This is a genomic window from Kitasatospora sp. SUK 42 (assembly GCF_015776785.2).
Lineage (GTDB): Bacteria > Actinomycetota > Actinomycetes > Streptomycetales > Streptomycetaceae > Kitasatospora.
The window spans coordinates 1,266,325-1,290,225 of record NZ_LFMD02000007.1 but is presented as its reverse complement, the minus strand read 5'-3'; the positions used below and the strand labels follow the sequence as shown (position 1 = coordinate 1,290,225).

Annotated in this window: 21 protein-coding genes and 1 riboswitch; of the genes, 6 read left to right on the top strand and 15 right to left on the bottom strand. The window is 72.9% G+C overall.

All coding sequences use genetic code 11. The features are described 5' to 3' along the window. Window positions 1-103 precede the first annotated feature (103 nt). The 3 genes from RZ50_RS27335 to RZ50_RS27325 all read left to right on the top strand — a co-directional run bounded on the left by RZ50_RS27335 (window position 104) and on the right by RZ50_RS27325 (window position 2,654). Window positions 104-1,420, top strand: a complete 1,317-nt coding sequence (locus tag RZ50_RS27335; protein WP_308272358.1) for a histidine kinase — start codon at window positions 104-106, stop codon at window positions 1,418-1,420. Further along, entirely contained in the window at window positions 1,384-2,040 is a 657-nt protein-coding gene (locus RZ50_RS27330; RefSeq protein WP_217680890.1) for a response regulator transcription factor, read from the top strand. The genes RZ50_RS27335 and RZ50_RS27330 overlap by 37 nt, the downstream gene beginning before the upstream one ends. A gap of 194 nt (window positions 2,041-2,234) precedes the next feature. Beyond that, window positions 2,235-2,654 carry a metalloregulator ArsR/SmtB family transcription factor gene (locus RZ50_RS27325; protein ID WP_217680888.1) on the top strand — a complete coding sequence of 140 codons (420 nt, stop codon included), beginning with the start codon at window positions 2,235-2,237 and terminating at the stop codon, window positions 2,652-2,654. A gap of 223 nt (window positions 2,655-2,877) precedes the next feature. Here RZ50_RS27325 and RZ50_RS27320 read toward each other — a convergent pair whose 3' ends face one another. From RZ50_RS27320 to RZ50_RS27250, 15 genes are all read right to left on the bottom strand, one after another. Next, window positions 2,878-3,441, bottom strand: coding sequence for a nucleoside deaminase (locus tag RZ50_RS27320; RefSeq protein WP_254803071.1), 564 nt, complete (start codon window positions 3,439-3,441; stop codon window positions 2,878-2,880). 84 nt (window positions 3,442-3,525) lie between these two features. After that, window positions 3,526-4,911, bottom strand: a complete 1,386-nt coding sequence (locus RZ50_RS27315) for a nitrate/sulfonate/bicarbonate ABC transporter ATP-binding protein (protein ID WP_217680886.1) — start codon at window positions 4,909-4,911, stop codon at window positions 3,526-3,528. An 11-nt stretch (window positions 4,912-4,922) separates the two neighbouring features. Next, a complete protein-coding gene (locus RZ50_RS27310; RefSeq protein WP_217680884.1) occupies window positions 4,923-6,680 on the bottom strand; it encodes an ABC transporter permease subunit in 1,758 nt (585 codons plus the stop codon). Window positions 6,681-6,764: 84 nt separating this feature from the next. Beyond that, window positions 6,765-7,130, bottom strand: a complete 366-nt coding sequence (locus tag RZ50_RS27305; protein ID WP_217680882.1) for a VOC family protein — start codon at window positions 7,128-7,130, stop codon at window positions 6,765-6,767. Beyond that, the gene (locus RZ50_RS27300) at window positions 7,127-7,681 is read right to left on the bottom strand and encodes a hypothetical protein (RefSeq protein WP_217680880.1); all 555 of its coding nucleotides are present in this window, start codon (window positions 7,679-7,681) and stop codon (window positions 7,127-7,129) included. The genes RZ50_RS27305 and RZ50_RS27300 overlap by 4 nt, the downstream gene beginning before the upstream one ends. 45 nt (window positions 7,682-7,726) lie before the next feature. Continuing rightward, window positions 7,727-8,137: a winged helix-turn-helix domain-containing protein gene (locus RZ50_RS27295; protein WP_217680879.1), complete on the bottom strand. Its 411-nt coding sequence runs from the start codon at window positions 8,135-8,137 to the stop codon at window positions 7,727-7,729. A gap of 103 nt (window positions 8,138-8,240) precedes the next feature. Beyond that, the gene (locus RZ50_RS27290) at window positions 8,241-8,501 is read right to left on the bottom strand and encodes a hypothetical protein (protein WP_217680877.1); all 261 of its coding nucleotides are present in this window, start codon (window positions 8,499-8,501) and stop codon (window positions 8,241-8,243) included. A gap of 86 nt (window positions 8,502-8,587) precedes the next feature. Then, the gene (locus RZ50_RS27285) at window positions 8,588-8,866 is read right to left on the bottom strand and encodes a hypothetical protein (protein ID WP_217680875.1); all 279 of its coding nucleotides are present in this window, start codon (window positions 8,864-8,866) and stop codon (window positions 8,588-8,590) included. 167 nt (window positions 8,867-9,033) lie between these two features. After that, a complete protein-coding gene (locus tag RZ50_RS27280; RefSeq protein WP_217680873.1) occupies window positions 9,034-10,683 on the bottom strand; it encodes an NRAMP family divalent metal transporter in 1,650 nt (549 codons plus the stop codon). A 388-nt stretch (window positions 10,684-11,071) separates the two neighbouring features. Then, window positions 11,072-11,249: riboswitch (M-box (ykoK) riboswitch) on the bottom strand. An 87-nt stretch (window positions 11,250-11,336) separates the two neighbouring features. Then, a complete protein-coding gene (locus RZ50_RS27275; protein WP_196948813.1) occupies window positions 11,337-13,652 on the bottom strand; it encodes an FdhF/YdeP family oxidoreductase in 2,316 nt (771 codons plus the stop codon). Window positions 13,653-13,753: 101 nt separating this feature from the next. Continuing rightward, complete coding sequence (locus RZ50_RS27270) at window positions 13,754-14,671, bottom strand: LysR family transcriptional regulator (protein ID WP_196948812.1); 918 nt, start codon at window positions 14,669-14,671, stop codon at window positions 13,754-13,756. After that, window positions 14,672-15,535: a formate dehydrogenase accessory sulfurtransferase FdhD gene (gene fdhD / locus RZ50_RS27265; protein WP_196948811.1), complete on the bottom strand. Its 864-nt coding sequence runs from the start codon at window positions 15,533-15,535 to the stop codon at window positions 14,672-14,674. Between the two features lie 21 nt (window positions 15,536-15,556). Beyond that, on the bottom strand, window positions 15,557-16,822 hold the full coding sequence (locus tag RZ50_RS27260; protein WP_196948810.1) for an MFS transporter: 1,266 nt from the start codon (window positions 16,820-16,822) through the stop codon (window positions 15,557-15,559). Between the two features lie 280 nt (window positions 16,823-17,102). Next, window positions 17,103-17,582, bottom strand: a complete 480-nt coding sequence (locus RZ50_RS27255; RefSeq protein ID WP_196948809.1) for a GreA/GreB family elongation factor — start codon at window positions 17,580-17,582, stop codon at window positions 17,103-17,105. 120 nt (window positions 17,583-17,702) lie between these two features. Next, window positions 17,703-19,853: a UvrD-helicase domain-containing protein gene (locus RZ50_RS27250; protein WP_308272354.1), complete on the bottom strand. Its 2,151-nt coding sequence runs from the start codon at window positions 19,851-19,853 to the stop codon at window positions 17,703-17,705. A 299-nt stretch (window positions 19,854-20,152) separates the two neighbouring features. On the opposite strand from RZ50_RS27250, the gene RZ50_RS27245 reads away from it, so the two are divergent. The 3 genes from RZ50_RS27245 (at window position 20,153) to RZ50_RS27235 (ending at window position 23,817) form a co-directional block, all read left to right on the top strand. After that, window positions 20,153-21,595, top strand: a complete 1,443-nt coding sequence (locus tag RZ50_RS27245) for a glyceraldehyde-3-phosphate dehydrogenase (RefSeq protein WP_196948808.1) — start codon at window positions 20,153-20,155, stop codon at window positions 21,593-21,595. 148 nt (window positions 21,596-21,743) lie between these two features. After that, window positions 21,744-22,571, top strand: a complete 828-nt coding sequence (locus RZ50_RS27240; protein ID WP_217680871.1) for a hypothetical protein — start codon at window positions 21,744-21,746, stop codon at window positions 22,569-22,571. A gap of 193 nt (window positions 22,572-22,764) precedes the next feature. Then, window positions 22,765-23,817 carry a hypothetical protein gene (locus tag RZ50_RS27235; protein ID WP_254803070.1) on the top strand — a complete coding sequence of 351 codons (1,053 nt, stop codon included), beginning with the start codon at window positions 22,765-22,767 and terminating at the stop codon, window positions 23,815-23,817. Window positions 23,818-23,901 lie beyond the last annotated feature (84 nt).

Here is a 23,901-nt window from a genome sequence, read left to right as displayed (position 1 = left end):
CCGTACGGGCACGGCCCGCCTGCGCACGGTCCGTCTGTGCGCGGCCCGTCTGTGCGCGGCCCGTCTCCGCACGGCCGCAGCGACGCACGAACCCGGAGGTCCAGTGAGCAGCCCGCAGTCTCCAGGCGTCCGAGCGCTGCGCCCGGCCGTCCAGGCGCTCGGGCGCCTCGCCGTCCTGACCGTGCTGATACCGGCCGGGGTGGCGCTGGGCGTGCTCGTGGTGCTCGCGGCCGTGCTCTGGTGCGGCCTCGGACTGTTCCCGTTCGCCCTGCTGGCCGTCCGGCTGGTCCGTTCCGCGGCCGAGGCCGCCCGGCGGGCGGCCGGGCACTGGTCGCAGGTGCCCGTACCGTCGCCCTACCGGCCGCGCCCCGCGCTGGAGCGCACCCTGCACGGCTGGTTCTGGACCGGTCACGACTACCACAGGAACCGCCGGTTCGCGAGCATGGCCCGCAACCTCCGCTGGATCTGGAACGACCCGGCGACCTGGCGCGACAACCTGTGGGCCGTCACCGACCCGCTTGTCGGCGGAGGCATCACCGCCGCGCCCCTGCTGCTGATCGGCTACGGCCTGTACGGGCTCGCGCAGCCCCTCCTGCCGGCACCCGGCCCCGGCTACGACCTGCTCCCGCTGGACGGCGCCCTCGCCCCGCTGCCCGGCCTGGCCCTGGTGGCGGGCGGCCTCGCCCTCGCCCGGCCCGCGCTGCGCCTGCACGCCCGGTGGACCCGCGCCCTGCTCGGGCCGACCGAGCGCGCCCGGCTGGCCCGGCGGGTCGAGCAGCTCACCGAGATCCGGCTGGACGCCACCGAGGCCCAGGCCGCCGAACTGCGCCGGATCGAACGGGACCTGCACGACGGAGCCCAGGCCCGGCTGGTCGCGGTGAGCCTGCGGCTGGGCGCGGTCGCGGCGCTCGTCGACCGCGACCCGGAGCAGGCCAAGCGGGTGGTGACGGACGCCCAGGAGAACGTCACCGCGGCCCTTCAGGAACTGCGCGACCTGGTGCGCGGCATCCACCCGCCGGTGCTCGCCGAGCGCGGCCTCGCGGAGGGGGTGCGGGCGCTGGCGCTGGACGTCCCGCTGAGGGTCGAGGTGCGGACCGCACTGCCCGGCCGGGCGGAGGCGCCGGTGGAGTCGGCGGTCTACTTCGCCGTCAGCGAGGCGCTCACCAACGCCGTGAAGCACGGTGGGGCCCGGTGCGCCACGGTGGAACTCACCCATGCCGCCGGACTGCTGCGGGCCGAGGTGTCCGACGACGGTGGCGGTGGCGCCGACCCCGGCCGGGGCAGCGGCCTGCGGGGCATCCAGCGCAGGCTGGCCGTGTTCGACGGTACGCTCACGCTGAGCAGCCCCCCGGGGGGTCCGACCAGGCTGATCATGGAGATTCCGTGCGTGTTGTCCTCGCCGAGGACCTCGTCCTGCTGAGGGACGGACTGGAACTGTTGCTGAGCGCCCACGGACACGACGTCGTCGCCGCCGTGGAGAGCGGCCCCGAACTGGCCGCCGCCCTCGCCGAACACCGCCCCGACATCGCCGTGGTCGACGTCCGGCTGCCCCCCACCTACTCCGACGAGGGACTCCAGGTCGCGCTCGCGGCCCGCAGGGAGCGGCCCGGGTTGCCCGTCCTGGTCCTCTCCCAGCACGTCGAGCAGCTCTACGCCCGGGAGTTGATCGCCGACGGCACCGGGGGCGTCGGCTACCTGCTCAAGGACCGCGTCTCCAAGGCCGACCAGTTCGTGGACGCCGTCCACACCGTCGCCGACGGCGGTACCGTCATGGACCCGCAGGTCATCTCCCGCCTGCTCGCCCGCAACGCCTACGACCAGCCGCTCGCCCTGCTCACCCCGAGGGAGCGGGATGTCCTCGCGATGATGGCCGAGGGGCGCTCCAACGCCGCGATCGCGGGGCGGCTGCACTTCAGCGAGGGCGCGGTCAGCAAGCACACGTCCAACATCTTTGCCAAGCTCGGGCTGGGCGCCTCGGACGACGACAACCGCCGCGTGCTGGCGGTGCTGGCGTACCTGGACGGCACCCGCCCGGCCTGAGGGCGGGTGCGCGGGGCGGCGGCGAACAGATGACGAGTAACAGATGACGGATGACAGATTTCGAAATCTGTCATCCGTCATCTGTTATCTGTTCGCTGACATCTGACACCCGTCGTCCGTCATCTGTCGTCCGTCCGCCGTCTCCGGCGGACGGCGGACGGCGGGCGGCGGACGCGCGTCGGTACGATCCCTGTATGGGTGGTGCGAAGGAAGAGGCCTGGGATACCGACGCGGCGGAACGGGCGGTCGCGGTGCTGAAGGCGGTGGCCGACCCGTCGCGCTACCGGCTGCTGTGGGCGCTGAGCCGTCGGGAACTGCCGGTCAGCGAGCTGGCGGAGCTGCTGGGCGCCCATGTCGCGGCCACCTCGCAGCACCTGGCGAAGCTGCGGGCCGCAGGCCTGGTGGTGGCCCGCCGGGAGGGCACCCGGATCTTCTACCGCGCCACCGAGGTGCGCGGCCTGCTGACCGAGGCCGCCCTCATCGCGAACGACCTGCCGGGCCGCGACGGTGACGGCGACGGCGGAGCGGCCCCGGTCGTCGCGCCCGCCGAGCAGCCCTTCGCCCGCGCCGTCCGCGCCGTCCGCCGCCGCCCCGCCACCGGTCAGGCGGGCTAGCACGCCGGCGGGTTGGCGGGTCAGGCGGGTCAGCGGGGCTCCCTGCGCATGCACCAGGTGTGGGGGCCGCCGTCGGGGAGCCGGACCTCGGCCGTGACCGCGAAGCCGAGGCGCTCGTGGAACGCGACGTTCCGGGAACCGCCGGATCCGGTCCTCGTGGCTGTCGGCGGCGATCACGTACCGGGTCGAACGATCGGCGCCGCCGGCGGATTCCTGGGACGCGTCAGTCCTCGCCGTTCTCCTCCGCGCCGCCGCGCCGCAGGTCCTGGGCGCGGCGGAAGAGGGCGTCGGTCTCGTCGGCCAGCACCCCGCCCAGGAGCAGCTTCGGGGTGTAGAAGGACTTGGAGGCCTCGGCGACGGCGGTTGCCGCCAGGTCGATCTGGTCCAGGCCGGTGCGGCGCAGTCCTTCGATCGACGTCCCCCACACGACCTGCCCGATCCCGGCCCACGCGCAGGCGCTCATGCACATGGGGCACGGTTCCGCCGTCGTGTAGAGGGTCGCGTCCGCCCACCCCTGGTTGCCCAGCCGGTCCACGTGGTCGTCGATGGCGACCATTTCGCCGTGGGACGTCGGGTTGTCGCCCGACGCGACGCCTCGGGCCACCACCGTGCCCGAGCGCACGATCACGGCCCCGAACGGGTAGCGCTCGTTCCTGCGACCCTCCTCGACGGCCGCTGCCATGAAGTGCTCGTGGCCCAGCGGTGCGGCGGACGCCGCGTACGGCAGCAGCTGTGCCGCGCCGACCGAGCCGCCGACCGCTCCGAGGAACCGACGCCTGTTCAACATCCCTGCTTCTCCGTCCAGTTGACGTTCCGGTCTGGACGTCATTCTCCACCGGTGGCGGCGACCGGTGCGGCGTCATCGCCCCGACTAGGCCTCCTCCAGCCGGTACTCCTGTCGGGCCGCGTCGTAGCCGAACAGCCCCGCGTAGCGGCCCCAGTCGGTGGCCGTCTCCAGCTGGCGGTCGACCTGTTCGCTGGTGTAGTGGTGCGCGAGCAGGTCGCGGAAGAAGCCGGCGCGGACGGTGGCGCCGGGTTCGCCGCGGAGGCTGTTGGCGATCAGCCGGACCAGCGGGACCTCGACGGCCGCGCCCGCGAAGATGGCGCGGGAGTCCTGGACGTCGGCGCCGGCGAAGTCGGCGCCGTCCTCGGTGAGGAGCAGGTCGTCGCCGTGGATCTCGGCGAAGCCGAGCAGGTCGAGGGCGTCGAGCTGGGGGAGCATGTCGTCGATGTCGAGGCCGAGTTCGTCGGCGAGGCCGGCGAGGTCGCAGCGGCCGTCGCGGTGGGCGATCATCTCGGCGAGGCCGGAGAGGCCGTCGACGCTGGCGGTGGGCAGGGGGGTGTTGGCGACGGTGCGGCGGTCGGCCCGGCCGGGGTCGGGGCGGCCGGGCGGTCGGGTCTCCTTGGGGCGGCCGGTCATGATCCGGTAGACCCGGTCGACCAGTTCGTCGAAGGCGGCGGAGTCGCGGTCGCGGGGGCGTTCCAGGTCGACCTCGACGGTCTCGCGGATGGTGCCGTACGGGCGGGAGCCGAGGACCACGATGCGGTCGGCCATCAGCACCGCCTCCTCGATGTTGTGGGTGACCAGGACGACGGCGCGGGTGGGGAACTGGCCGGACTCCCACAGCTCCATCAGCTCACCGCGCAGGTTCTCGGCGGTGAGCACGTCGAGCGCGGAGAACGGCTCGTCCATCATCAGCACGTCCGGTTCGACGACCAGCGCCCGGGCGAAGCCGACGCGTTGGCGCATCCCGCCGGAGAGCTCCTTGGGGTAGGCGGACTCGAAGCCGGCCAGGCCGATCAGGTCGATGGCCTGGTCGGCGGCCCGGGCGCGTTCGCGCGGCGGCACCCCGCGGGCCTCCAGGCCGAGTTCGACGTTCTGACGGACCGTCAGCCAGGGCAGCAGGGCGAAGGTCTGGAAGACCAGCGCGGTGCCCGGGTTGGCGCCGGTGAGCGGGGTGCCGCGGTAGCGGACGGTGCCGGAGCTGGGCGGGATCAGGCCGGCCAGGCAGCGCAGCAGGGTGGACTTGCCAGAGCCGGAGCGGCCGAGCAGGGCGACGATCTCGCCGGCCCGGACGGTGAGGTCGATCCCGGAGAGCACGGGCAGTTCGCCGTCGGCCCCGGCGTAGGCCTTGGTCAGGCCGACGGTCTCCAGCAGGACCCCGCCGTCGGCGGGAGCCGGGGGAGCGGCGGTGGCAGGGGCAGGGGCAGGGGCAGCGGGGGCGGTGGGCGCGGGGCGGGAGAACGGGAAGCGCATGGGAGTGAGACCTAGAGTGAGTAGCGGCGCTCGGCCAGCCGGTACAGGCGGCGCCAGAGCAGGCGGTTGAGGGCGACGACGTACAGGCTCATCACCGCCACCCCGGCGAGCAGCCGAGGGTAGTCGCCGTGCGCGGTGGCCTGCGCGATGTACGCGCCGAGGCCGGTGGCGGTGAGCGTGGTGCCGCCGAAGGTGACCACCTCGGAGACGATGGAGGCGTTCCAGGCGCCGCCGGAGGCGGTGATGCCGCCGGTGACGTACGCCGGGAAGATCCCGGGGATGATCAGCCGGCGCCAGCGCTGCCAGCCGCGCACGCCGAGGTTGTCCATGGCCTCGCGCAGGTCGCTGGGGATGGCCATGGCGCCGGCGATGGCGTTGAACAGGATGTACCACTGGGCGCCGAGCGCCATCAGCAGGATGCCGCCGAGGTCGATGGAGAGTCCGGTGCGCAGCAGCAGCCAGACCACCAGCGGGAAGAGGAAGTTGGCGGGGAAGCTGGCGAGGAGCTGCACCAGCGGCTGGGCGATCCGGGTCAGCCGGGGGGAGAAGCCGATCTTCACCCCGATCGGCACCCAGACGACCGTGGCCACCGCGACCAGCACGACCACCCGGGCGAGGGTGGCGAGTCCGAGCAGCAGCGGTTCGCCGAAGACGCCGAGGCCGGTGCGGTCGGCGAGGTAGCGGCCGAGGTCGACCAGGCCCCACAGCACGATGCCGCCGGAGACGAGGGCGAAGGCGGCGTCCCCGGTGCGTCGCCGTCCGGGGCCGGCGTCGAGCCGGCGGTCATCGGTGCCGAACGCCCGCCCGGCCCGGCCCAGCGCCTCGCCGAGGGGCCGCAGCGCCCGGCCGAGCAGGGCGGGCCAGCGGGAGCGGCGCAGCAGGTCGAGGACGACCGAGCGCTGCACCTCGGTGGCCTCGGACTGCTCGTTCTTGAAGCGTTCGGCCCAGGCGGTGAGCGGCCGCCAGAACAGGAAGTTCACGCCGACGACGAGGACGGCCATGGTGGCGATCGCCCAGCCGACCCGGCCGAGGTCCCCGGCGGCGATGGCGGCGCCCGCGTAGGAGCCGACGCCGGGCAGCGCGTACCGCTGGTTGTCGACGCTGATCGCCTCGGAGGCGACGAGGAAGAACCAGCCGCCGCCGAAGCTGAGCATGCCGTTCCAGACCAGGCCGATCATGCCGGAGGGCAGTTCGACCTTCCAGAACCGCATCCACCGGCTGAATCGGAAGGAGCGGGACAGCTCGTCGAGTTCGCGCGGCAGCGAGACCAGGGAGTGGTAGAAGCCGAAGGTCATGTTCCACGCCTGGGACGTGAAGATGGCGAAGACGGCGGCGCACTCCAGGCCCAGCATCGAGCCGGGGAACAGGGCGAGGAAGCCGGTCACGGCGACGGTCAGGAAGGCGAGCACCGGCACCGACTGGAGGATGTCCAGCGCCGGGATGAGCACGCGCTCCAGGCGGCGGCTGCGGGCGGCGGCGTAGGCGTAGCCGAAGGTGAAGACGACGGAGACGGCGAGCGCGGCGAACATCCGCAGCAGCGAGCGCGCCGCGTCGTACGGCAGCCGGGCCGGGTCGGTGTCGACGGCGGCGTCCCGGGCGGTGGAGAACCGTACGGTCGTGCCGTGCCCGATCCGCAGCGCGAGGTAGAGCAGGACCAGGACGGCGGCCGCCACGATCACGTCGACCCAGGTCATCCGGGACGGGCGGCCGACCGTCCGGGACGGCAGCGAACCCCGGGACCGGCCCGGGGCGGACTTCGGGAAGGGCATGACGGGGACCTCCGGCGCGCAAACCCGGGCAGTCTGCTCCCTCCCGACGTCCGTACGCAAATGACCTCGGGCCGGGGCCGCTGTTCAGGCGGCCTCGACGAACTCCAGCAGGTTGCCGACCGGGTCGGTGGTGTAGAAGCGGCGCCGCGGCGGCAGGCTGTCGTCCCAGACCACCTGGGCGCCGAGCTCCGACAGCCGCAGCGCGAACTCGTCGATCTCGCAGACCGCGATCCCGGGGTGCGCCTTGGTGCTGGGGCGGAAGCGCTCCTCGATGCCGAGGTAGAGCCGCACCCGCCCGCCGTCGGCGGCGAACCAGCAGCCGCCGCGGCCGGTCAGCGGTCCGGGCTTGGGGATCTCCGCCATCTGCAGGACGTCGCCGTAGAAGGCGCGCAGCAGGGCCTCGCTGCCGGGCGGCGCGGAGAGCTGGACGTGGTCGAGGGCCGTGATCACTGCGGCCTCCTCTCGGAGGGGGTGGAGGTGGTGTGCCGCCGGGCCGCGGTGGCCAGCAGCCGGGCGGTGGAGGTGGGGAGGTCGAGGTGCTGGGCGATCCACTGGGGGTCGTGGCCGTGGGTGGCGAAGATCCAGGCGGTGTAGAGCCGGTTGAGGCCCGGGGCGCCGGGGGCGAGCAGGATGGGGCGGACCTGCTCCATCGGGAAGCCCTCCAGCGAGCGGGCGCTGAACCACTGGGTGTCGTCGTCGGCCGCCAGGACGAGGTCGGCCCGGGTGGCGTCGGTCCGGGTGGTGCCGGCCCGGGTGGTGTCGGTCCGGGCGGCCGCGGGGCGGCTCGCCCGCCGCTGGCTGTGGGCCAGCAGCAGGGCGAGCAGCAGTCCGGCGGTCGAGGCGCCGATGAGCACTCCGGACAGGAAGAGCCGGAGCCGGCCGGGGGCGACCCCGACGGCGACGCCCTGGAGGGTGAGCAGGAGCAGGACGCCGCACAGCGCGGTGCCTCTGCCGGTCCAGGCCCAGTTCCGGGTCCAGGGGAGTAGGGCGGTTCTGGTCATGCGGTGTCCTCCTCCGGTGGTGTGGCGGGGGCGGGCGGAGCCGGTTCAGGCGGCTCGGACCAGCCGGGGGTCGTACTTGTAGCCGATCTGCCGGACGGTGGCGATCGCCTCCCGGTGGCCTGGGCCGAGCTTGCGGCGGATCCGGGCGATGTGGGTGGCGATGGTGCGGGTGTCGCCGGTGTCCGGCCGGCCCCAGACCGTCTCCATCAGCTGGCGGCGGGAGTGCACCCGCAGCGGGTTGCCGACCAGGTGCGCGAGGAGTTCGAACTCCAGGTACGGCAGGTCGAGCTGCTGGCCGTCGAGGGTGACGGTGCGCTGCTCGGGGTTCACCACCAGGCCGGTGTCCGGGTCGCCGCCCCTGGTCGGGCCGGTGGGCTTCGGGGCGGGCGTCTGGCGTCGGACGGCGGCGGGGTGGTCCGAGAAGATGGCGTCGAGCCTGGGGTAGCGCACGACCATGGCGGATGCTCCTTCGGCTGGTCGGTACAGAAGGGTTGGTACGGGGCGGTCGGTACGGGGCGGTCGGTACGGGCCGGCCGTTGCGGGCGGTCAGTGCGGGAGGTCAGTGCCCGGGGTGCCAGGTGGCCTCCAGCCGGGTGGTCCCGTCCGGGGCGGCGACGGTGTGCCAGCTGGCCCGCATCCGGAGCCGGCCGCCGCTCGGCGCGGCGCCGAGCGCGCCGCCGACCGGGGCGGCGACGGTCTGGAGGACGGAGCTCTCCAGCGGGCTGGAGGCCAGCCGTCGGCCCACCGCGGCGAGGGCGGCGCGCAGGCGGCCGCGGTCGGTGGACGGGAGGACGGGCTGGAACGCGGCGACGATGGACATGGCTGGTCACCTCCGTGACGGAACGATGAATGTGAACGGGTGCACCGAGGGTGCAGGAGCTGACGGAGCATCATGTGTGATGTGCGTCAGGCGGCTTGGGCGTCCCGGTGGTGGGCGGCGGCGCGGGTGAGGCGGTGCGCGGCGGCCGGCGGGAGGTCCGCGAATCGGGCGAGCCAGTCCGGGCGGTGTCCCTGGCGGGCCAGCAGGTAGGCCAGGTGGACGCGGGGCTCGTACGCGGAGGCCAGGGTGTTGGGCGTGCCCGAGCGGGGGCAGGCGCCGGGGTCGTCGAGGCGGTAGTCGCGCTCGACGCCGTCGTGCAGGGCGAGGCGGACGCTCGGGCAGCGGTGGAACAGGGTGGTGCGCATGGCCGTACTTCCTTCCTTCCCCGGGTGCGGGGCGGTCGAGGGTTCCGGGTGGGGCCGGGGCGGCGGCGGGCTGGTGCCGGGCGTCGCCGCCCCGGTGCTCGGATCAGCGCTTCAGTGCTTCGGCGGGTTGTCGCGTCGGCGCTTCGGCGGCTCGGTGGCTCAGCGGATCAGTGGCTGAGCGCGGTCTGGACGATCTTGATGATGACCATGATCATCGCGATCAGCAGGTAGGCGCGCAGGGCGCCCATGCCGACCTTGCGGGCGGTGGACATCACCGGCTTGGCGAGGGTCTCCAGCGGGGGCATCCGCCACTCCTCGCGGCCGGTGCGGTCGATCGGGTCCTCCTTGGTGCCCCGGCGGCCGAAGGTGAAGAAGTACCCGGCGACCAGCACGCCCGTCACGCCGCAGCCGGCCATGATCCAGAGGATCGCCGCCGAGCTGATGTCCGGCCAGACCACGGCCGCCGTGAGGATCAGGGACAGCATGACCAGCACGCCGACGACCGCTGAGGTGAAGGCGTTGGTCTTGGGGCCGTTGACCCAGGGGCCGAGCACGGCCTTGTCGTTGCAGAGCAGCAGCAGGAACACCGTCGCCGAGGGCAGCAGCACCCCGGCCAGCACCTGGACGAACTGGGTCATCAGGCCCTGGGTGTAGCCGTTCGACAGCAGGGTGATGGCAGCGGCCGCGACCACCAGGCCGGCGTAGACCGCGTAGAAGCCCTTGGCGCCCTTGACTCCGCGGTGCAGCGAGTGCTTGATCCCGAAGACGTCGCCGATCGCGTAGGCGGTCGAGAGGGACACCGCGAAGGCGCCGATGATCGAGGCGTCCAGCAGGGCTATCGCGAACAGCACGCCGACCACGTGCCCGGCCTTGTCCTCCAGGCCCCTGGCGACGGCGGCGGCGTCGGAGAACTGGCCGAAGCCGTCGGTGCCCGCGAAGGCCGCGGCGGTGAAGCCCATCATGGCGGCGGCGCCGACGAGCACGATCACGATGCCGATCCACAGGTCGGCCTTCTCGTACTTCATGAAGCGCGGGGTGATCCGCTTGTCGATGACGTACGACTGCTGGAAGAACAGCTGCCACGGGGCCACGGTGGTGCCGACGATGGAGACGATCACCAGCATCACGGCGGCCAGTTCACCCGCGCCGCCCGGCATGCTCGGCACCACGAAGTCATGGGCCATCTGCGAGGTCTTGGGGTGGATCATGAAGTAGATCGGCACCAGCAGCAGCGAGCCCACGCACAGCGTCACCGCCACCCGCTCGAAGCGCTGGAAGGAGCCGGTGAAGGCCGAGGCGATGATGATCGCCGCCGCCAGGACGACCGAGGCGACCTTCGGCAGGCCCAGGTACCCGGCCGCCAGCGTGACGCCGATGAACTCGGTGACCAGCGTGAGCGCGTTGAGCAGGAACAGGTCGATGACGCTGAACGCGCCCCAGAACTTGCCGAAGCGCTCCAGGATCAGCCGGGCGTGCCCGACACCGGTGACGGCGCCCAGGCGCAGCACCATCTCCTGGTTCACGTACAGGACGGGGACCAGCATGAGCAGGGTCCACAGCAGCTGGGTGCCGTAGTTCTGGCCGGCCTGGCCGTAGGTGGAGAAGGCGCCCGCGTCGTTGTCGCCGACCATCACGATCAGGCCGGGGCCGACGATCGCGAGCAGGGTCTTGAGTCTCGCCGACAGCCCCTGGCGAGGTGTCGTGTCGTCGAGCCTGATGGTGCCGAGCGCGCCCTTGATGTCGCCGACGTGGGCGTCGTCCAGTACCGCCGAACGCGGCTCGTGGGCCTTGGAGTCGAGTGTGGTGTTGATGGTCATGACGTTCCTCCCGTGTGCCCCGGCAGGTGGGGCGGTTCGGGGGCGCGCAGCAGCAATTCCCCCTGCGAGTGGGCACGGCGCACCGGCGCGCGGCGGGGCGTGCCCGTGCGGGCACGGCGGAGCCGCGTGCTGTCGGTGAAGGTGATGCGCCGTCAGGCGGACGCGCAGGGAAGGTTGTTACCGCGTGCCGGAGGTGTGCGAGCTGTGCATGACGCACGTGGTGTACGTGGTGTACGTGACGTACGTGCTGTACCGGGACAAGCGGGTGCAGGGGCTACTGTGGCCCGGACTACTGCTGTCCATGTCTCTCGCCTCCTCCCGGCCGACGCACCCCGTGGTGCGTGTCATCGACGCGGCAAGGTGCTCGCCGGCGCGCGAAGCGACCGCCGGCTCACCCCAACTCGTCAGAGCTTTGGCACTCCACGGCGTGTCCAACCCTCTTGGGCCGGAAGCCACTTCGGATCAACCCTTAGGTCGGGAGGATCTGTCCTAACCCTGGGCGTCTCTCGACGTCGTCGGATCAGTGGCCTGTGTCCGTGAAGAAGCCTCACCGAACGAGGTGCCTTCTTCAAACCTCCAGAAGCATAGAACGCGCGGAGGCCGTTACTTGCGTACTTGGTTAAACCTTTACCTTTGATTTCGAGTCGACGTGTTCATGCTCTGGTCACGGTGACCCGCAGGTGCTTCATGATCGGCTGGTCGCTCTGGGTGCTGTGGTCGCCGATCGCGCACAGCACGTTGAGCTCCGGCATGTACCCCGCCGCGCAGCCGCGCGGGATGTCGTACGGGACGGCCAGGTAGCCGTGCACCGAGCGGGTGCTGCCGTCGCCGGCGGTGCTGGTGATGTCCACCGGGTCGAACTCGGCGATGCCGCGCTCGCGCATGTCGTCCCGGTTCAGGAAGACCAGCGTGCGCAGGTTCTTCACGCCCCGGTAGCGGTCGTTGTCCGAGTAGATGGTGGTGTTCCACTGGTCGTGCGAGCGCATGGTGCCCAGGGCCAGGGTGCCCGGGGCGGGGACGACGTCGGGCAGTGCGGCCGCGGAGAACTCGGCCTTGCCGGAGCGGGTGTGGAAGACCAGCTCGCGGGCCGGCTGCTTGATCCGGAAGCCCAGCGGAAGCCGCACCCGGCGGTTGAAGTCCTCGAAGCCGTCCAGCACCTGGGCCATGGTGTCGCGGATCCGGTCGTAGTCCTCGATGTACCACTCCCACGGGGTGGGGCTGTCCGGCAGCGCCGCGCGCGCCATCCCGGCGACGATCGCGGGCTCGGAGAGCAGGTGGGGCGAGGCCGGGCGCTTCATGCCGACCGACAGGTGCACCATGCTCATCGAGTCCTCGACCGAGGTGGACTGCACCCCGGCGCGCTGCTGGTCCTTCTCGGTGCGGCCCAGGCACGGCAGGATCAGCGCCCGGCGGCCGTGCACCAGATGGCTGCGGTTCAGCTTGGTGCTCACGTGCACGGTCAACTCGCACTTGCCCAGGGCCTCCTGGGTGTACGGGGTGTCCGGCGCGGCGAGCGCGAAGTTGCCGCCCATGCCGACGAAGACCGTCACCTCGCCGCGCTGCATCGCCTCGATCGTCCCGACGGTGTCCAGGCCGTGGGCGCGCGGCGGGTCGATCCGGCACACCGCGGCGAGCCGGTCCAGGAAGGCGTCGGTCGGCCGGTGGTCGATCCCGCAGGTGCGGTTGCCCTGGACGTTGCTGTGCCCGCGCACCGGCGACGGCCCGGCCCCCTCCCGGCCCAGATTTCCGCGCAGCAGGAGGAGGTTGACGATCTCCCGCACGGTGTCCACGCCGTGCTCGTGCTGCGTGAGGCCCAGGCACCAGCTGAAGATCGAGCGGTCGGCCTCACGGTAGATCCGTGCCGCCTTGAGGATCTCGGCCCGGCCCAGCCCGCTCTGCTGCTCGATCTCCTCCCAGGAGGTGTTCGCGCAGACGTCCCGGTACGCCTCGAAGCCGGCGGTGTGGCGCTCGATGAACAGCCGGTCCAGCGCCTTGTCGTCGGTCGCCGACTGCTCCAGGACGGCCTTCGCCATGCCGCGCAGCAGCGCCATGTCGCCGCCGATCCGCGGCTGGAGGTTCAGGGTGCTGGTGCGGGTGGACTTGGCCAGCGCCATGTCCGTGAAGTCGTGCGGGATGATCGTCCGGGTCGCCGCCGCCTCGACCAGCGGGTTGACGTGCACGATCTGCGCGCCGCGCTTGTACGCCTCGGCGAGCGAGGTGAGCATCCGGGGCGCGTTGGAGGCCGCGTTCACGCCCAGGATGAACAGCGCGTCGGTGACCTCCCAGTCCTTGAGGTCGACCGTCCCCTTCCCCGTGCCGAGCGAGGCCTGGAGCGCCCGCCCGCTGGCCTCGTGGCACATGTTGGAGCAGTCGGGCAGGTTGTTGGTGCCCAGCTCGCGGGCCATCAGCTGGTACAGGAACGTCGCCTCGTTGCCGAGCCGGCCGGAGGTGTAGAACGCGGCCCGGTTGGGGTCGTCCAGCTCGCGCAGGGTGCGGCCGACCAGCTCGAACGCGTCCTTCCAGCTGATCGGGACGTAGTGGTCGGCGGCCTCGTCGTACACCATGGGCTCGGTCAGCCGGCCCTGGTCCTCCAGCGCGAAGTCGCTCCAGCCGGACAGTTCGGACACCGAGTGCGCGGCGAAGAACTCCCGGCCGACCCGTTTGCGGGTCATCTCCCAGGTGACGTGCTTGATGCCGTTCTCGCAGATGTCCAGGTGCAGGCCCTTGGTGTCGTCGGGCCAGGCGCACCCGGGGCAGTCGAAGCCGCCGCTCTCGTGGTTCATCCGCATGATCGCCCGCGGGCCGTCCACGTACGCGCCCTCGCGCAGCAGGAAGCGGGTGACGCTCTTCGCCGCGCCCCAGCCGGCCGCCGGGTGGTGGTACGGCTCGAACCGCGGCGGGTCGGTGGGGGAGGGGCCGACCTCCTCCTGCCGCTCGGATCCGGCAGTGGCGTCGTCGGAGGTGGTCACGGTGCTCGCCTTCCGTCGTTCTCGCCTTCCGTCGCGCGGGCCGGACACCCGGCGCTCGGGTCGAGGCTACGTCCGCCGCCCGGGCCCCGCGCGTCGAGGCCTCAGGCCCTCGGCAGGCTGCCGAGCACCGCCGCGACGTCCGTGCGCCGGGCCACCTCCAGCAGCGCGCGGGCCATCACCGAGCCCGGCTCCCGGGCCGCGACCACCAGCCCGATCGGCGCGCTGTGCACCGGCTCCACCAGCGGCACGGCCTGCATCCCGGGCGGCACGCCGAACACGTGCAGCCAGGCGTACGGCACCACGCTCGCCCACTGCCCGGTGCGGACGTGCGCGAACAGCGAGGCCACCGAGTCCGTCTCCACCCGGGGCGTCGGCGCCAGCCCGAGGCCCGCGAACACCTCGTCCAGCACCCGCCGGCCCTGCATCCCGGCGTGCAGCAGGCACAGCGGCAGCCGGGAGGCCTCCGTCCACGTGGCGCTCGGGTGCCGGGCCAGCTCGTCGGCCAGGCCGGTGAGCAGGACGTACCGCTCCTCGTACAGCGGGAGGGCGCGCAGGTCGTCGGCCTCCGGTCCGGGCAGGTAGGTGATGCCCGCGTCGACCTCGAAGTTCCGTATCTGGCGCAGGAGTTCCTCGGAGCGCAGATCGGTGGACAGCTCCACGGCGGCCAGCGGGTGCGCGGTGCAGAACGGTCCGGTGAGCAGCGAGACGGCGCCCGAGGCGGTCGGCACCGAGCCGATCCGCAGCCGTCCGCTCAGACCGGTGCGCAGCGCGTCCACCTCGTGCCGGAGGGCGTCGCGATCGGCCAGGATGCGCTGCGCCCACAGCACGATCCGCTCGCCCTCGGGGGTGAGGCCCTCGTAGGCGCGGCCGCGCCGGACCAGCAGCACCTTCAGCTCGTCCTCCAGCTTGCGGACGGCCTCGGAGAGGGCCGGCTGGGAGACGTGGCAGGCCTGGGCCGCGCGGGCGAAGTGGCGCTCGCGGGCGAGCGCGACCAGGTATTCGAGCTGCCGGAAGAGCATCTAGCCGACCTCGACGGCGGTGTCGATCCGGTCCGTGCGGGTGCAGTCGATCCGGTCCGTGCGGGTGTAGACGTTCATCGAGTCGCCGCGCAGGAAGCCGACCAGCGTCAGCCCGCTCTCCTCGGCCAGGTCCACGGCCAGCGAGGAGGGCGCGGAGACGGCCGCGAGCATCGGCACGCCCGCCATCACGGCCTTCTGCACCAGCTCGAAGGACGCCCGGCCGCTGACCATCAGCACCGTGCCACGGGCCGGCAGCAGGCCCTCGCGCAGCGCGTGCCCGACCACCTTGTCCACCGCGTTGTGCCGGCCCACGTCCTCGCGCAGGCACAGCAGGTTCCCCTCGGTGTCGAACAGCCCGGCCGCGTGCAGGCCGCCGGTGCGGTCGAAGACCTTCTGGGCGGCGCGCAGCCGGTCGGGCAGGGCGGACAGCTGCGCGGGGGTGACGCGCAGCCCGTCCTCGGCGACGCTCCACGGCGCGGTGGTGCGCACCGCGTCCAGGCTGGCCTTGCCGCACAGGCCGCAGGAGGAGGTGGTGTAGAAGTTGCGCTCCAGCGAGGCGTCCGGGGCGGGCACGCCGGGGGCCAGTGCGACGTCCACCACGTTGTAGGTGTTGCCGCCGTCGGCGGTGGCCCCGGCGCAGTACCGGATCCCGGCCAGCTGGTCGGCGGCGTGCAGCACGCCCTCGCTCACCAGGAAGCCGACCGCGAGGTCGAAGTCGCTGCCGGGGGTGCGCATGGTCACCGTCAGCGGACGCCCGCCGACCCGGATCTCCATCGGCTCCTCGGCGGCCAGGGTGTCGGGGCGGTGCGAGGGCGTGCCCTCGCGCAGGCGCAGCACCTTGCGCGGTACGGTCACTCGGCCCATCGTGGTCGGCTCCTCGGTCGGTCAGCTCGTCGCGGATGCGTTCATGGTCGCGGACGCGTTCATGGCGGGTGCCACGGATGAATCCTCGCTCCTCCGGGCCGGGAGCGGCACGGGCAGGTGGCGGCGGCTGTGCGCGGCGGTCACCGCCAGGCAGAGCACACCCACCGCCGCCATGCCCGTCAGCAGCGCCGGATAGGAGGCGTGGCCGACGGTCCCGGCCAGCAGCAGCGGGGTGAGGAAGCCGCTGGAGGTGGTGCTCTGGTAGACCGAGGCGGAGGTGGGGCCGGGGGCCGCGCGGGTGAGCCGCTCCACCTCGTGCAGCCCCGCGCCGAGCGTCAGCCCGTACCCGGTGCCGAGCACCGCGGCGGCGGCCACCACCAGCCCCACCGAGCCGCGGGCGGCGGCGAGGGCGCCCAGCAGCAGCCCGGCGATCACGGTGGCCATCGCGGTGAGGGTGGCCCGGGCGCTGTGCGCGTCGTCCAGCCGGGCGGCGAAGGGCTGGGCGATCACGCCCATGGTGAGGGTCAGCGCCGCCACCAGGCCGCTGAACAGCGGCGCGTAGCCGGGCAACCGGTCGGCCACCAGCGGGGGCAGCACCACGTACCCGACGGTCGCGGCGCCGAGCACGGCGGGGCTGGCGGGCAGGACGACGTAGCGGAAGCGGGGGTGGCGGACGGCCGCCGCCGGACGGCTCGGGGCGCTGCGGCCCGGTGTCGTCTCCGGGAGGCGGCGGGTGGCCCGCAGGACCAGCAGGCAGCCCAGCACGTGGGCGAGGCCGGGCAGCACCATCGGACCGGGCAGCCACTCGGCGAGCACCCCGGTGGCCAGCGCGCCCGCCGCGAAGCCCGTACCGGTGGCGTACATCGAGCGGCGGGCCGATACCTCGGGCGGCACGGCGGGGCCGGCCAGCTCGCGCAGCCAGGTCGTCCCGGCCAGGAACACCAGCCCGGCCGCGAAACCGGTGACCGGCCGGGCCGCGTACACGGCCGGTTCGTCCCCGAGCGCGAGGACGGCGCTGGCGGCGGCCGACAGCCAGAGCGCGCCGCGCACCGTCCGCCGACGGCCGTACCGGTCGGCGGCGGCGCCACCCAGCAGCAGGCCGGGCACCAGGCCGACCAGGTAGACCGAGAACATCGCGGCCAGCGAGAGCGCCGACCAGTCGGTGCGCGCCCGATACACCGTGGCCAGGGCGGTGAACTGGTTCGCCCCCCAGGCGGCGACGGCCACGGCGGCCGCGGCGGGGAGCCAGGGGAGCTGACAGGGGGTGGTGGTGCGGGGGCGGGGCATGTGCTCGGTCTGTTCCCTCTGCTCGGTTTCCCCGGCGGATCTCCCGCGAATTCGGTGAATCCGATACAGAGCAGGGTGCGAATGCCGAGGACTGTTCCCCTCTCCGGGCTCCCGGACGTTTCCGCCGGACCGCCCGTTCAGTCTTCCGCGCACCATCACCGCACGTCAAAGAGGCAGCCCCTGTGGTCCGATAAGCACCGCCTATGACGATTCCCCGGCCAATTCCCCAGGAATTCCGCCAAGAATCCCGGCGGCCGGCGACGGCTGAATCCGTGACGGCTCAATCCGGCTGCGAGCCCTCGCCGCCCACCGCCAGCACCACCGCGCTCGCCGCGCCGCCCGGCGTCTCGTAGTTCACCGTCTCCCCGGCGCGGCGGCCCAGCAGCGCCTTCCCCAGCGGGCTGTCGTAGGTCACCAGGGTCAGCTCCCGCTCCTCCGCGAGCTCCGAGATCTCCACCGTCTCCTCGGCCCCGTCGTCGAACCGCACGGTCACCGTCGACCCGACCCCGACCACCTCCCCGGACGGCGCCCCGGCCACCTCGGCCTCCCGCAGCCGCCCCTCCAGCTCGGCGATCCGCCGGTCCAGCCGCGCCACCTCCGACGCCCGCTGCAACTCGTCCGCCGCGTCCGCCGGATCCCCCGCCGGGTCCTCCCGGCCCAGCGTCGCGGCCACCTCCCCCCGCTCCGCCCGCAGCTGCGCCAACTCCTCCCGCACGGCGCGCAGCCCCTCGGCACTGATCGGTTCCGGTCCACCGCTCATCGCTAGCTCCCGGGTCTCTCACTCACACCCTCAAGCACCGGCCACTCCCCATTACCCCACCCCGCCAGGCCCCCGGCAAATCCTCCGCCGTACCCGCGGACGCCCTGGCGGGGCGGCGTGTCACCGGGCGCGCGGCTGCGCCGGGACGACCGGTTCGAGGAAGGGGCTGGGTGCCCCGTGCCAGGAGACGGAGAGGGCCTCCCGCGCACGCGTGCACGCCACGAAGAGCAGGCTCAACTCGCCGTTGAGGTCCTCCTGGTGCTGTTGCGGGTCGGCGTCCTCCGGGGTGATCGCGCTCCGCATGGGCACGATGCCGTCGCTCACGCCCACCACGGCGACGCAGCGGAACTCCAGCCCCTTCATCCGGTGCATGGTCCCGATCCGCACGCCGGGCGACGGCGCGTTGCCGAGCAGGTAGGCCGACGTCCCGGCCTGCTCCAGGGCCTGGGCGACGTCGCGGCCGAGGCGGACGGTCCGGGCGGCGACGCCGATGTCCTCCGGGCCCACCCCCGAGGCGGTCCACTCCTCGATGCGGGCGACGAGTGCCTGGATCTCCTCGGCCTTGTCGACGTGGCCGTGCGTCTCGGGGTGCGCCCCGTGCAGGGTCGAGTGGTAGCCGGCGAGGGACTCCTCCCCGCCGTCCATGTCGTCCGGGCGTTCACCGGTGAGCAGGGACGCGGACCAGCTGAGGATCTCGTGCGTGGTCCGGTAGTTGATCCGCAGCCGGAAGGAGCGCCCGACCACCTGGATTCCGAGTGAGCGCAGTGAGACCTTGTTCCCGTAGATGCGCTGGTGCGGGTCGCCGGCGAGGAACAGGTCGTCCGGTCCGGGCGCGACGATCGCGCGGAGGAACCGCCACTGCGCGGGGTGCAGGTCCTGCGCCTCGTCGACCACCACGTGCCGGAACGGGCGGTCGTCCCGTTCGTCGAGCACCCGCGCGGCCCGCGCGCAGACCTGAAGGAACGTCCGCTCCCCGGCCTGCCGCAGCTCCTCCTCGAACGTGGCCACCGCGCGCCACAGTTGGGCCTTCTGCAGCGGACCGAGGGCCGTACCCCGGCCGGGCCGCGGCGCCTTCAGGTACTGCTCCTGGTTCTCGATCGCCTGGGCCAGGACGACCTGCCGCCACTCCTGGTCCAGGAAGACGTCGGTGAAGTCGACCCCGAGCCGGTGGGCGACCCGGCCCCAACGGGCGAGGACCGCACGCTGGTTGAAGACGATCTTCAGTGGAGCGCCGCCGCGCGAGCGGCGGAGGACCTCGTTGGCCAACGCGTCGACGGTGACCACCCGGACCTTCGCCCTGATCCGCTCGTCCGTGACGAGCAGGGCGAGGCAGCGCTCCAGCTCCGCGGCGAGGTCCGTGGTGAAGGTGGTGAGCAGCACCGACCCGTCGGGGGCGTCCGGCGGCAGCCGGCGCGCCAGGTGGTAGGCCCGGTGCAGGGCCACCACGGTCTTGCCGGTTCCGGGGCCGCCGGTGACGCGGGCGGGCCCGTTGTACGACTCCCGGTAGGCGATCCGGTACTGGGCCGGGTGCAGGAAGATCCGCCACGCGTCGAACGGGCGCTCCAGGATCTCCTGCAGTTCCTCGGGGCCGGACACCAGGGCGACCCGGCCGCGCGCGTGGGCCATCGCCGAGACCAGCCCGTCCCCGGGCTGCGCGGCGCTCACCGGAGCCGCCGCCCGCGCGTAGGCCTGGACGATCTCGCGGTCGATGTCGGCCGGCTCCATCCCGCTCGCGAGGCCGATCAGCACGTCGAACTGCTGCTCCGGCAGGACCCGGTGGAGCGCTTCCAGATGGGCTTCGTCGGGCAGCAGCCGGATAATCGGCAGGATCTCCTCGTCGATGCCCAGGCTGCGCAGGACCTTGTCGGAACGGTCGGCGAAGAGCCGCCGGGGCTCGTCGGAGGCCAGGGTCCTCAGCGACTCGGTGGCGCGTTCCAGGGCGACGTCGTTGCGGATCTCCACGCCCTGGGTGGCGGCGTTGACCGAGGCCCGGTGCTTGCACGCCCAGTCGTTGGCCTTGTCGTGGGGGAGGACCTTCAACAGCAGGTAGCCGTCGCCCCGGTCGGCCTTGAGGACGACTCCGCGCCAGAAGTCGGTGATCCGGATGGTCCGTATCCGGGGATCCCGCTGATGGGTGAGCTTCTCCAGGTGAGCGCCGGCGTGCGTCGCCCCGGTGAACTTCTCGAAGGTCTCGAAGACCCGCCGCTGCACCGACTTCTCCAACGCCGCGAACTCCAGCAGGAAGTCCCGGTGCATCCCCAGCGTCCCCACGCAGGCCCCCTCGCGCCTCTGTCCGGTCGGGCAGTGCGCTCACTGTACTGACCGGTGATCATCTCGGGGCGCGCAGGTGACGCCCGCCGTACACGGGCTCCTTCGGCCGGAGGGAGCCCTGTCCGCCGGTGGGGCAACGGACGGTCCGAGGGGTGGTGATGGTCACCATCGGGGTGGGGCGGCGGGAGAAAGCGCAGGTGGGGACGGTGGGCGTGACGGCTGGGGGAGGGACCGGCGGATGGGACGGGAGCGGGCGAAGCTACCATGTGCGCAACACCCTCAGCTCGAAAGATGGACTTGTGACTGTCAACGACGACGTGTTCACGGACTGGAAGAACCGCGAGGAGATCGCGGAGTCGATGATCCCGATCATCGGGCGGCTGCACCGGGAGAAGGACGTCACCGTCCTGCTCCACAGCCGGTCCCTGGTGAACAAGTCGGTGGTCAGCATCCTCAAGACGCACCGCTTCGCCCGGCAGATAGCCGGCGAGGAGCTCTCGGTCACCGAGACCATGCCGTTCCTGAAGGCGCTGACCACCCTGGACCTCGGCCCCTCGCAGATCGACCTCGGGATGCTCGCCGCGACCTACCGGGCGGACGACCACGGCCTGTCGGTGGAGGAGTTCACCGCCCGGGCCGTCACCGGCGCCACCGGTGAGAACAAGCTGGAGCGCCGGTCCGCGCAGGACGTCGTGCTGTACGGGTTCGGCCGCATCGGCCGCCTGGTCGCCCGTCTGCTGATCGAGAAGGCCTCCGGCAACGGCCTGCGGCTGAAGGCCATCGTCGTGCGCGACAGCGGCGGCGACGACCTGGTCAAGCGCGCCTCGCTGCTGCGGCGCGACTCGATCCACGGCCAGTTCCAGGGCACGATCACCGTCGACGAGGCGAACAACAAGATCATCGCCAACGGCAACGAGATCACGGTGATCTACTCCGACGACCCGACGAAGGTCGACTACACGGAGTACGGGATCAACGACGCGATCCTGATCGACAACACCGGCCGCTGGCGCGACCGCGAGGGCCTGTCCAAGCACCTGCGGCCCGGCATCGCCAAGGTCGTGCTGACCGCCCCGGGCAAGGGCGACGTCCCGAACATCGTGCACGGCGTCAACCACGACATGATCAAGCCGGACGAGCAGATCATCTCCTGCGCCTCCTGCACCACCAATGCCATCGTCCCGCCGCTGAAGGCGATGGAGGACGAGTACGGCGTGCTGCGCGGCCACGTGGAGACCGTCCACTCGTTCACCAACGACCAGAACCTGCTGGACAACTACCACAAGGCCGACCGCCGCGGCCGCTCGGCACCGCTCAACATGGTGATCACCGAGACCGGCGCCGCCTCGGCCGTCGCCAAGGCCCTGCCGGACCTCCAGGCGAAGATCACCGGCAGCTCGATCCGCGTGCCGGTGCCGGACGTCTCCATCGCGATCCTCAACCTTCAGCTGAAGCGCGAGACCACCCGCGACGAGGTCCTCGACTACCTGCGCGACATCTCGCTGACCTCGCCGCTGAAGCGCCAGATCGACTTCACCGACTCGCCCGACGCGGTCTCCAGCGACTTCATCGGCTCGCGCCACGCCTCCATCGTGGACGCCGGTGCGACCAAGGTCGAGGGCGACAACGCGATCCTCTACCTGTGGTACGACAACGAGTTCGGCTACTCGTGCCAGGTCATCCGGGTCGTGCAGCACATCTCGGGCGTCGAGTACCCGACCTTCCCGGCTCCGGCGGCCTGATCGCCCGACGGACGGTGACGGCGGGGCGGTGACCACCACGGTCACCGCCCCGCTGGCGTTCCCGGTTCGTGTGCGGGAGCCCGGCGGACGGGTGGGGCGGGGCGGCCGCTATCTTGAGGGGTCACGGACAGCCGTAAGGGAGCGGGCTATGGGGACGGGTGGTCGGCGGGTCGCCGTCGGGGTCGCGGTCGGAGTGCTGGTGGGGGTGTTGGGCGGGTGCGCGTCCGGAGGGTCCGGGGAGACCAAGGGCGCTGCGGCGGCGGCGAGTTCGACGGCCACGAGCGGAGCGGGTGGGACGAGCGGGGCGAGTGCCGCCGCCACGGCCACGGCCACGGCCACGGCTCCGGCGGCCGCCGCGACCGCCGGGACCGCCGGGGCGTCGGCGCCCGCCGACGCGGGGGCGGCCGGTGGCGGGAGCGCGGCGCCGGTGCCGCCGCCCGTCGCGGCGACGCCCGGGGCGGACCTGGAGGCGGTGCTGCTGGACGACAAGGTGGTCGGGCAGGTGCTGCCGGACGCCAAGGCGATGACGGGCTGGGACGAGGAGAAGCGCAAGGTCGACACCGCCGACCACGCCACCACCTGCACGGCCGCCGCGCCCTGCACCGGAAAGCCGCTCAGCGGGTCGGTCCGGTTCTCCTCGGGGGACCTCGTCACCCGTTTCATCGTGGACACCCTGCCCAGCCGGGACGCCGCCAGGGACCGGCTGAAGGAGACCTACGCCTCGTACCCCGTCGGGCCGTTCCAGAAGGTGGACGCCCCCGGGCTGGGCAGTGAGAGCCAGGCCTTCGTCGGGCCGCTGGCCGGCGGCGACGGCGTGAGCATCGTGGTCCGCTCGGGCACCGTGGTGGCGAGCGTGACCACCGAGGGCGGCCCGGTGGACGTGGCCGGCGCCCGGCGGTTCGCCGTGATGCTGGTCAAGCGGATCGAACAGGCGCAGTCCGGGAAGGCGCCGGACGCCGGGCTCGGTCCGGCCTGACGGATGACCGGTACGGTCGGACGGGTCATCGGTCTGGCCTGACGGGTCATCGGCCCGGTCGTCGGCGCACCGGTCCACCCCTCGCCGGGCTGGGCTGGGGAAACGGATGTCGGCCACCCGTGATATGTACTCATCTCGGGTGGCCGCAGTGCGGCCATGCGATAGATGCCGATGATGTTCGAGGGGGCCACACATGCCGCTGTTCCGACGCCGCTCCGGCGGGGAGGGCGCGCAGGACCGGGCCGGCCGGCGCGGGCTCGGGTTCGGGTTCGGTAGACGGGCCGCCGAGGCGCCGGCGGCTGGTACCGGCGCGGCGCCGAGGCTCGATCCGACCTTCGGCGACGAGACGGTCCGCCAGGTGCTCGGGCAGGCCGGGGCCGGTGACTGGGCCGCGCTGCGCCCGGCGCTGGCCGCCGCCGCGGACGGCGCCGACGGCGCCGAGCTGACCTGGCTCGCCGGGGCGATCGCCGACGTGCCCGGGGTCGAGCAGTGGACGGCCCGCGCGCTGGCCGACGCCCCGGGCGACGCGCTGCCGCTGCTGCTGTCCGGCGCCCGGCACGTCACCTGGGCCTGGGAGGCGCGTACCGGCGCCCGGGCCAAGCACGTGACCGAGGACCAGTGGAAGCTGTTCCACGAGCGGCTGGAGGTCGCCGAGGAGCAGCTGCTGGAGGCCGCCGAGCGCGAGCCCGGCTGGCTGGCCCCCTGGTACTTCCTGCAGATCAGCGCCCGTGGGGCCTCGCTCGGCCCCGAGGTCGCCACCGCCCGCTTCGAGGCCGCTGTGCGCCGTACGCCCGGGCACCCGGGCTCGCACCGCCAGCGGTTGCAGCAGCTGTGCGCCAAGTGGGGCGGTTCGCACGACGAGATGCACGAGTTCGCCCGCTCCGCGATGCTCGCCGCCCCCGAGGGCAGCCCGCTCGGCGAGCTGGTCGTGCTCGCCCACCTGGAGCGCTGGCTGGACCTCCCGGACGGCGAGGACCACGCCTACCTGTCCAGCCCCACCGTGCTGGCCGAGCTGCAGGAGGCCGCCTTCCGGTCCGTCCTGCACCCGGACTTCGTGCCGGCCCGCGGCTGGCAGGCGAGCTTCAACGCCTTCGCGATGGCCTTCTCCCTCGCCGACCAGCGCAAGACCGCGCGGCTGCTGTTCGACGCGCTGGACGGCTTCGTCACCGAGTCGCCCTGGCACTACCTGTCCGGCGACCCGGTCAAGGTCTTCCGCGCCCACCGCGACCGCTGCGCCGCGTACTGACGCGAGCGCCGCGCCGCACGCTGACGCGACCGACCGCCGCACACCGCCGCGACCGACCGCCGTGCCGCGTACGGACGCGCCGAA

Excerpts from the sequence above, each read along its gene's own strand:
- RZ50_RS27325 (WP_217680888.1), top strand. The coding sequence starts at position 2,235 with ATGGGTGGTGCGAAGGAAGAGGCCTGGGATACCGACGCGGCGGAACGG.
- RZ50_RS27320 (WP_254803071.1), bottom strand. The coding sequence starts at position 3,441 with ATGTTGAACAGGCGTCGGTTCCTCGGAGCGGTCGGCGGCTCGGTCGGC.
- RZ50_RS27315 (WP_217680886.1), bottom strand. The coding sequence starts at position 4,911 with ATGCGCTTCCCGTTCTCCCGCCCCGCGCCCACCGCCCCCGCTGCCCCT.
- RZ50_RS27310 (WP_217680884.1), bottom strand. The coding sequence starts at position 6,680 with ATGCCCTTCCCGAAGTCCGCCCCGGGCCGGTCCCGGGGTTCGCTGCCG.
- RZ50_RS27300 (WP_217680880.1), bottom strand. The coding sequence starts at position 7,681 with ATGACCAGAACCGCCCTACTCCCCTGGACCCGGAACTGGGCCTGGACC.
- RZ50_RS27295 (WP_217680879.1), bottom strand. The coding sequence starts at position 8,137 with ATGGTCGTGCGCTACCCCAGGCTCGACGCCATCTTCTCGGACCACCCC.
- RZ50_RS27290 (WP_217680877.1), bottom strand. The coding sequence starts at position 8,501 with ATGTCCATCGTCGCCGCGTTCCAGCCCGTCCTCCCGTCCACCGACCGC.
- RZ50_RS27285 (WP_217680875.1), bottom strand. The coding sequence starts at position 8,866 with ATGCGCACCACCCTGTTCCACCGCTGCCCGAGCGTCCGCCTCGCCCTG.
- RZ50_RS27280 (WP_217680873.1), bottom strand. The coding sequence starts at position 10,683 with ATGACCATCAACACCACACTCGACTCCAAGGCCCACGAGCCGCGTTCG.
- RZ50_RS27270 (WP_196948812.1), bottom strand. The coding sequence starts at position 14,671 with ATGCTCTTCCGGCAGCTCGAATACCTGGTCGCGCTCGCCCGCGAGCGC.
- fdhD (WP_196948811.1), bottom strand. The coding sequence starts at position 15,535 with ATGGGCCGAGTGACCGTACCGCGCAAGGTGCTGCGCCTGCGCGAGGGC.
- RZ50_RS27260 (WP_196948810.1), bottom strand. The coding sequence starts at position 16,822 with ATGCCCCGCCCCCGCACCACCACCCCCTGTCAGCTCCCCTGGCTCCCC.
- RZ50_RS27255 (WP_196948809.1), bottom strand. The coding sequence starts at position 17,582 with ATGAGCGGTGGACCGGAACCGATCAGTGCCGAGGGGCTGCGCGCCGTG.
- RZ50_RS27240 (WP_217680871.1), top strand. The coding sequence starts at position 21,744 with ATGGGGACGGGTGGTCGGCGGGTCGCCGTCGGGGTCGCGGTCGGAGTG.
- RZ50_RS27235 (WP_254803070.1), top strand. The coding sequence starts at position 22,765 with ATGCCGCTGTTCCGACGCCGCTCCGGCGGGGAGGGCGCGCAGGACCGG.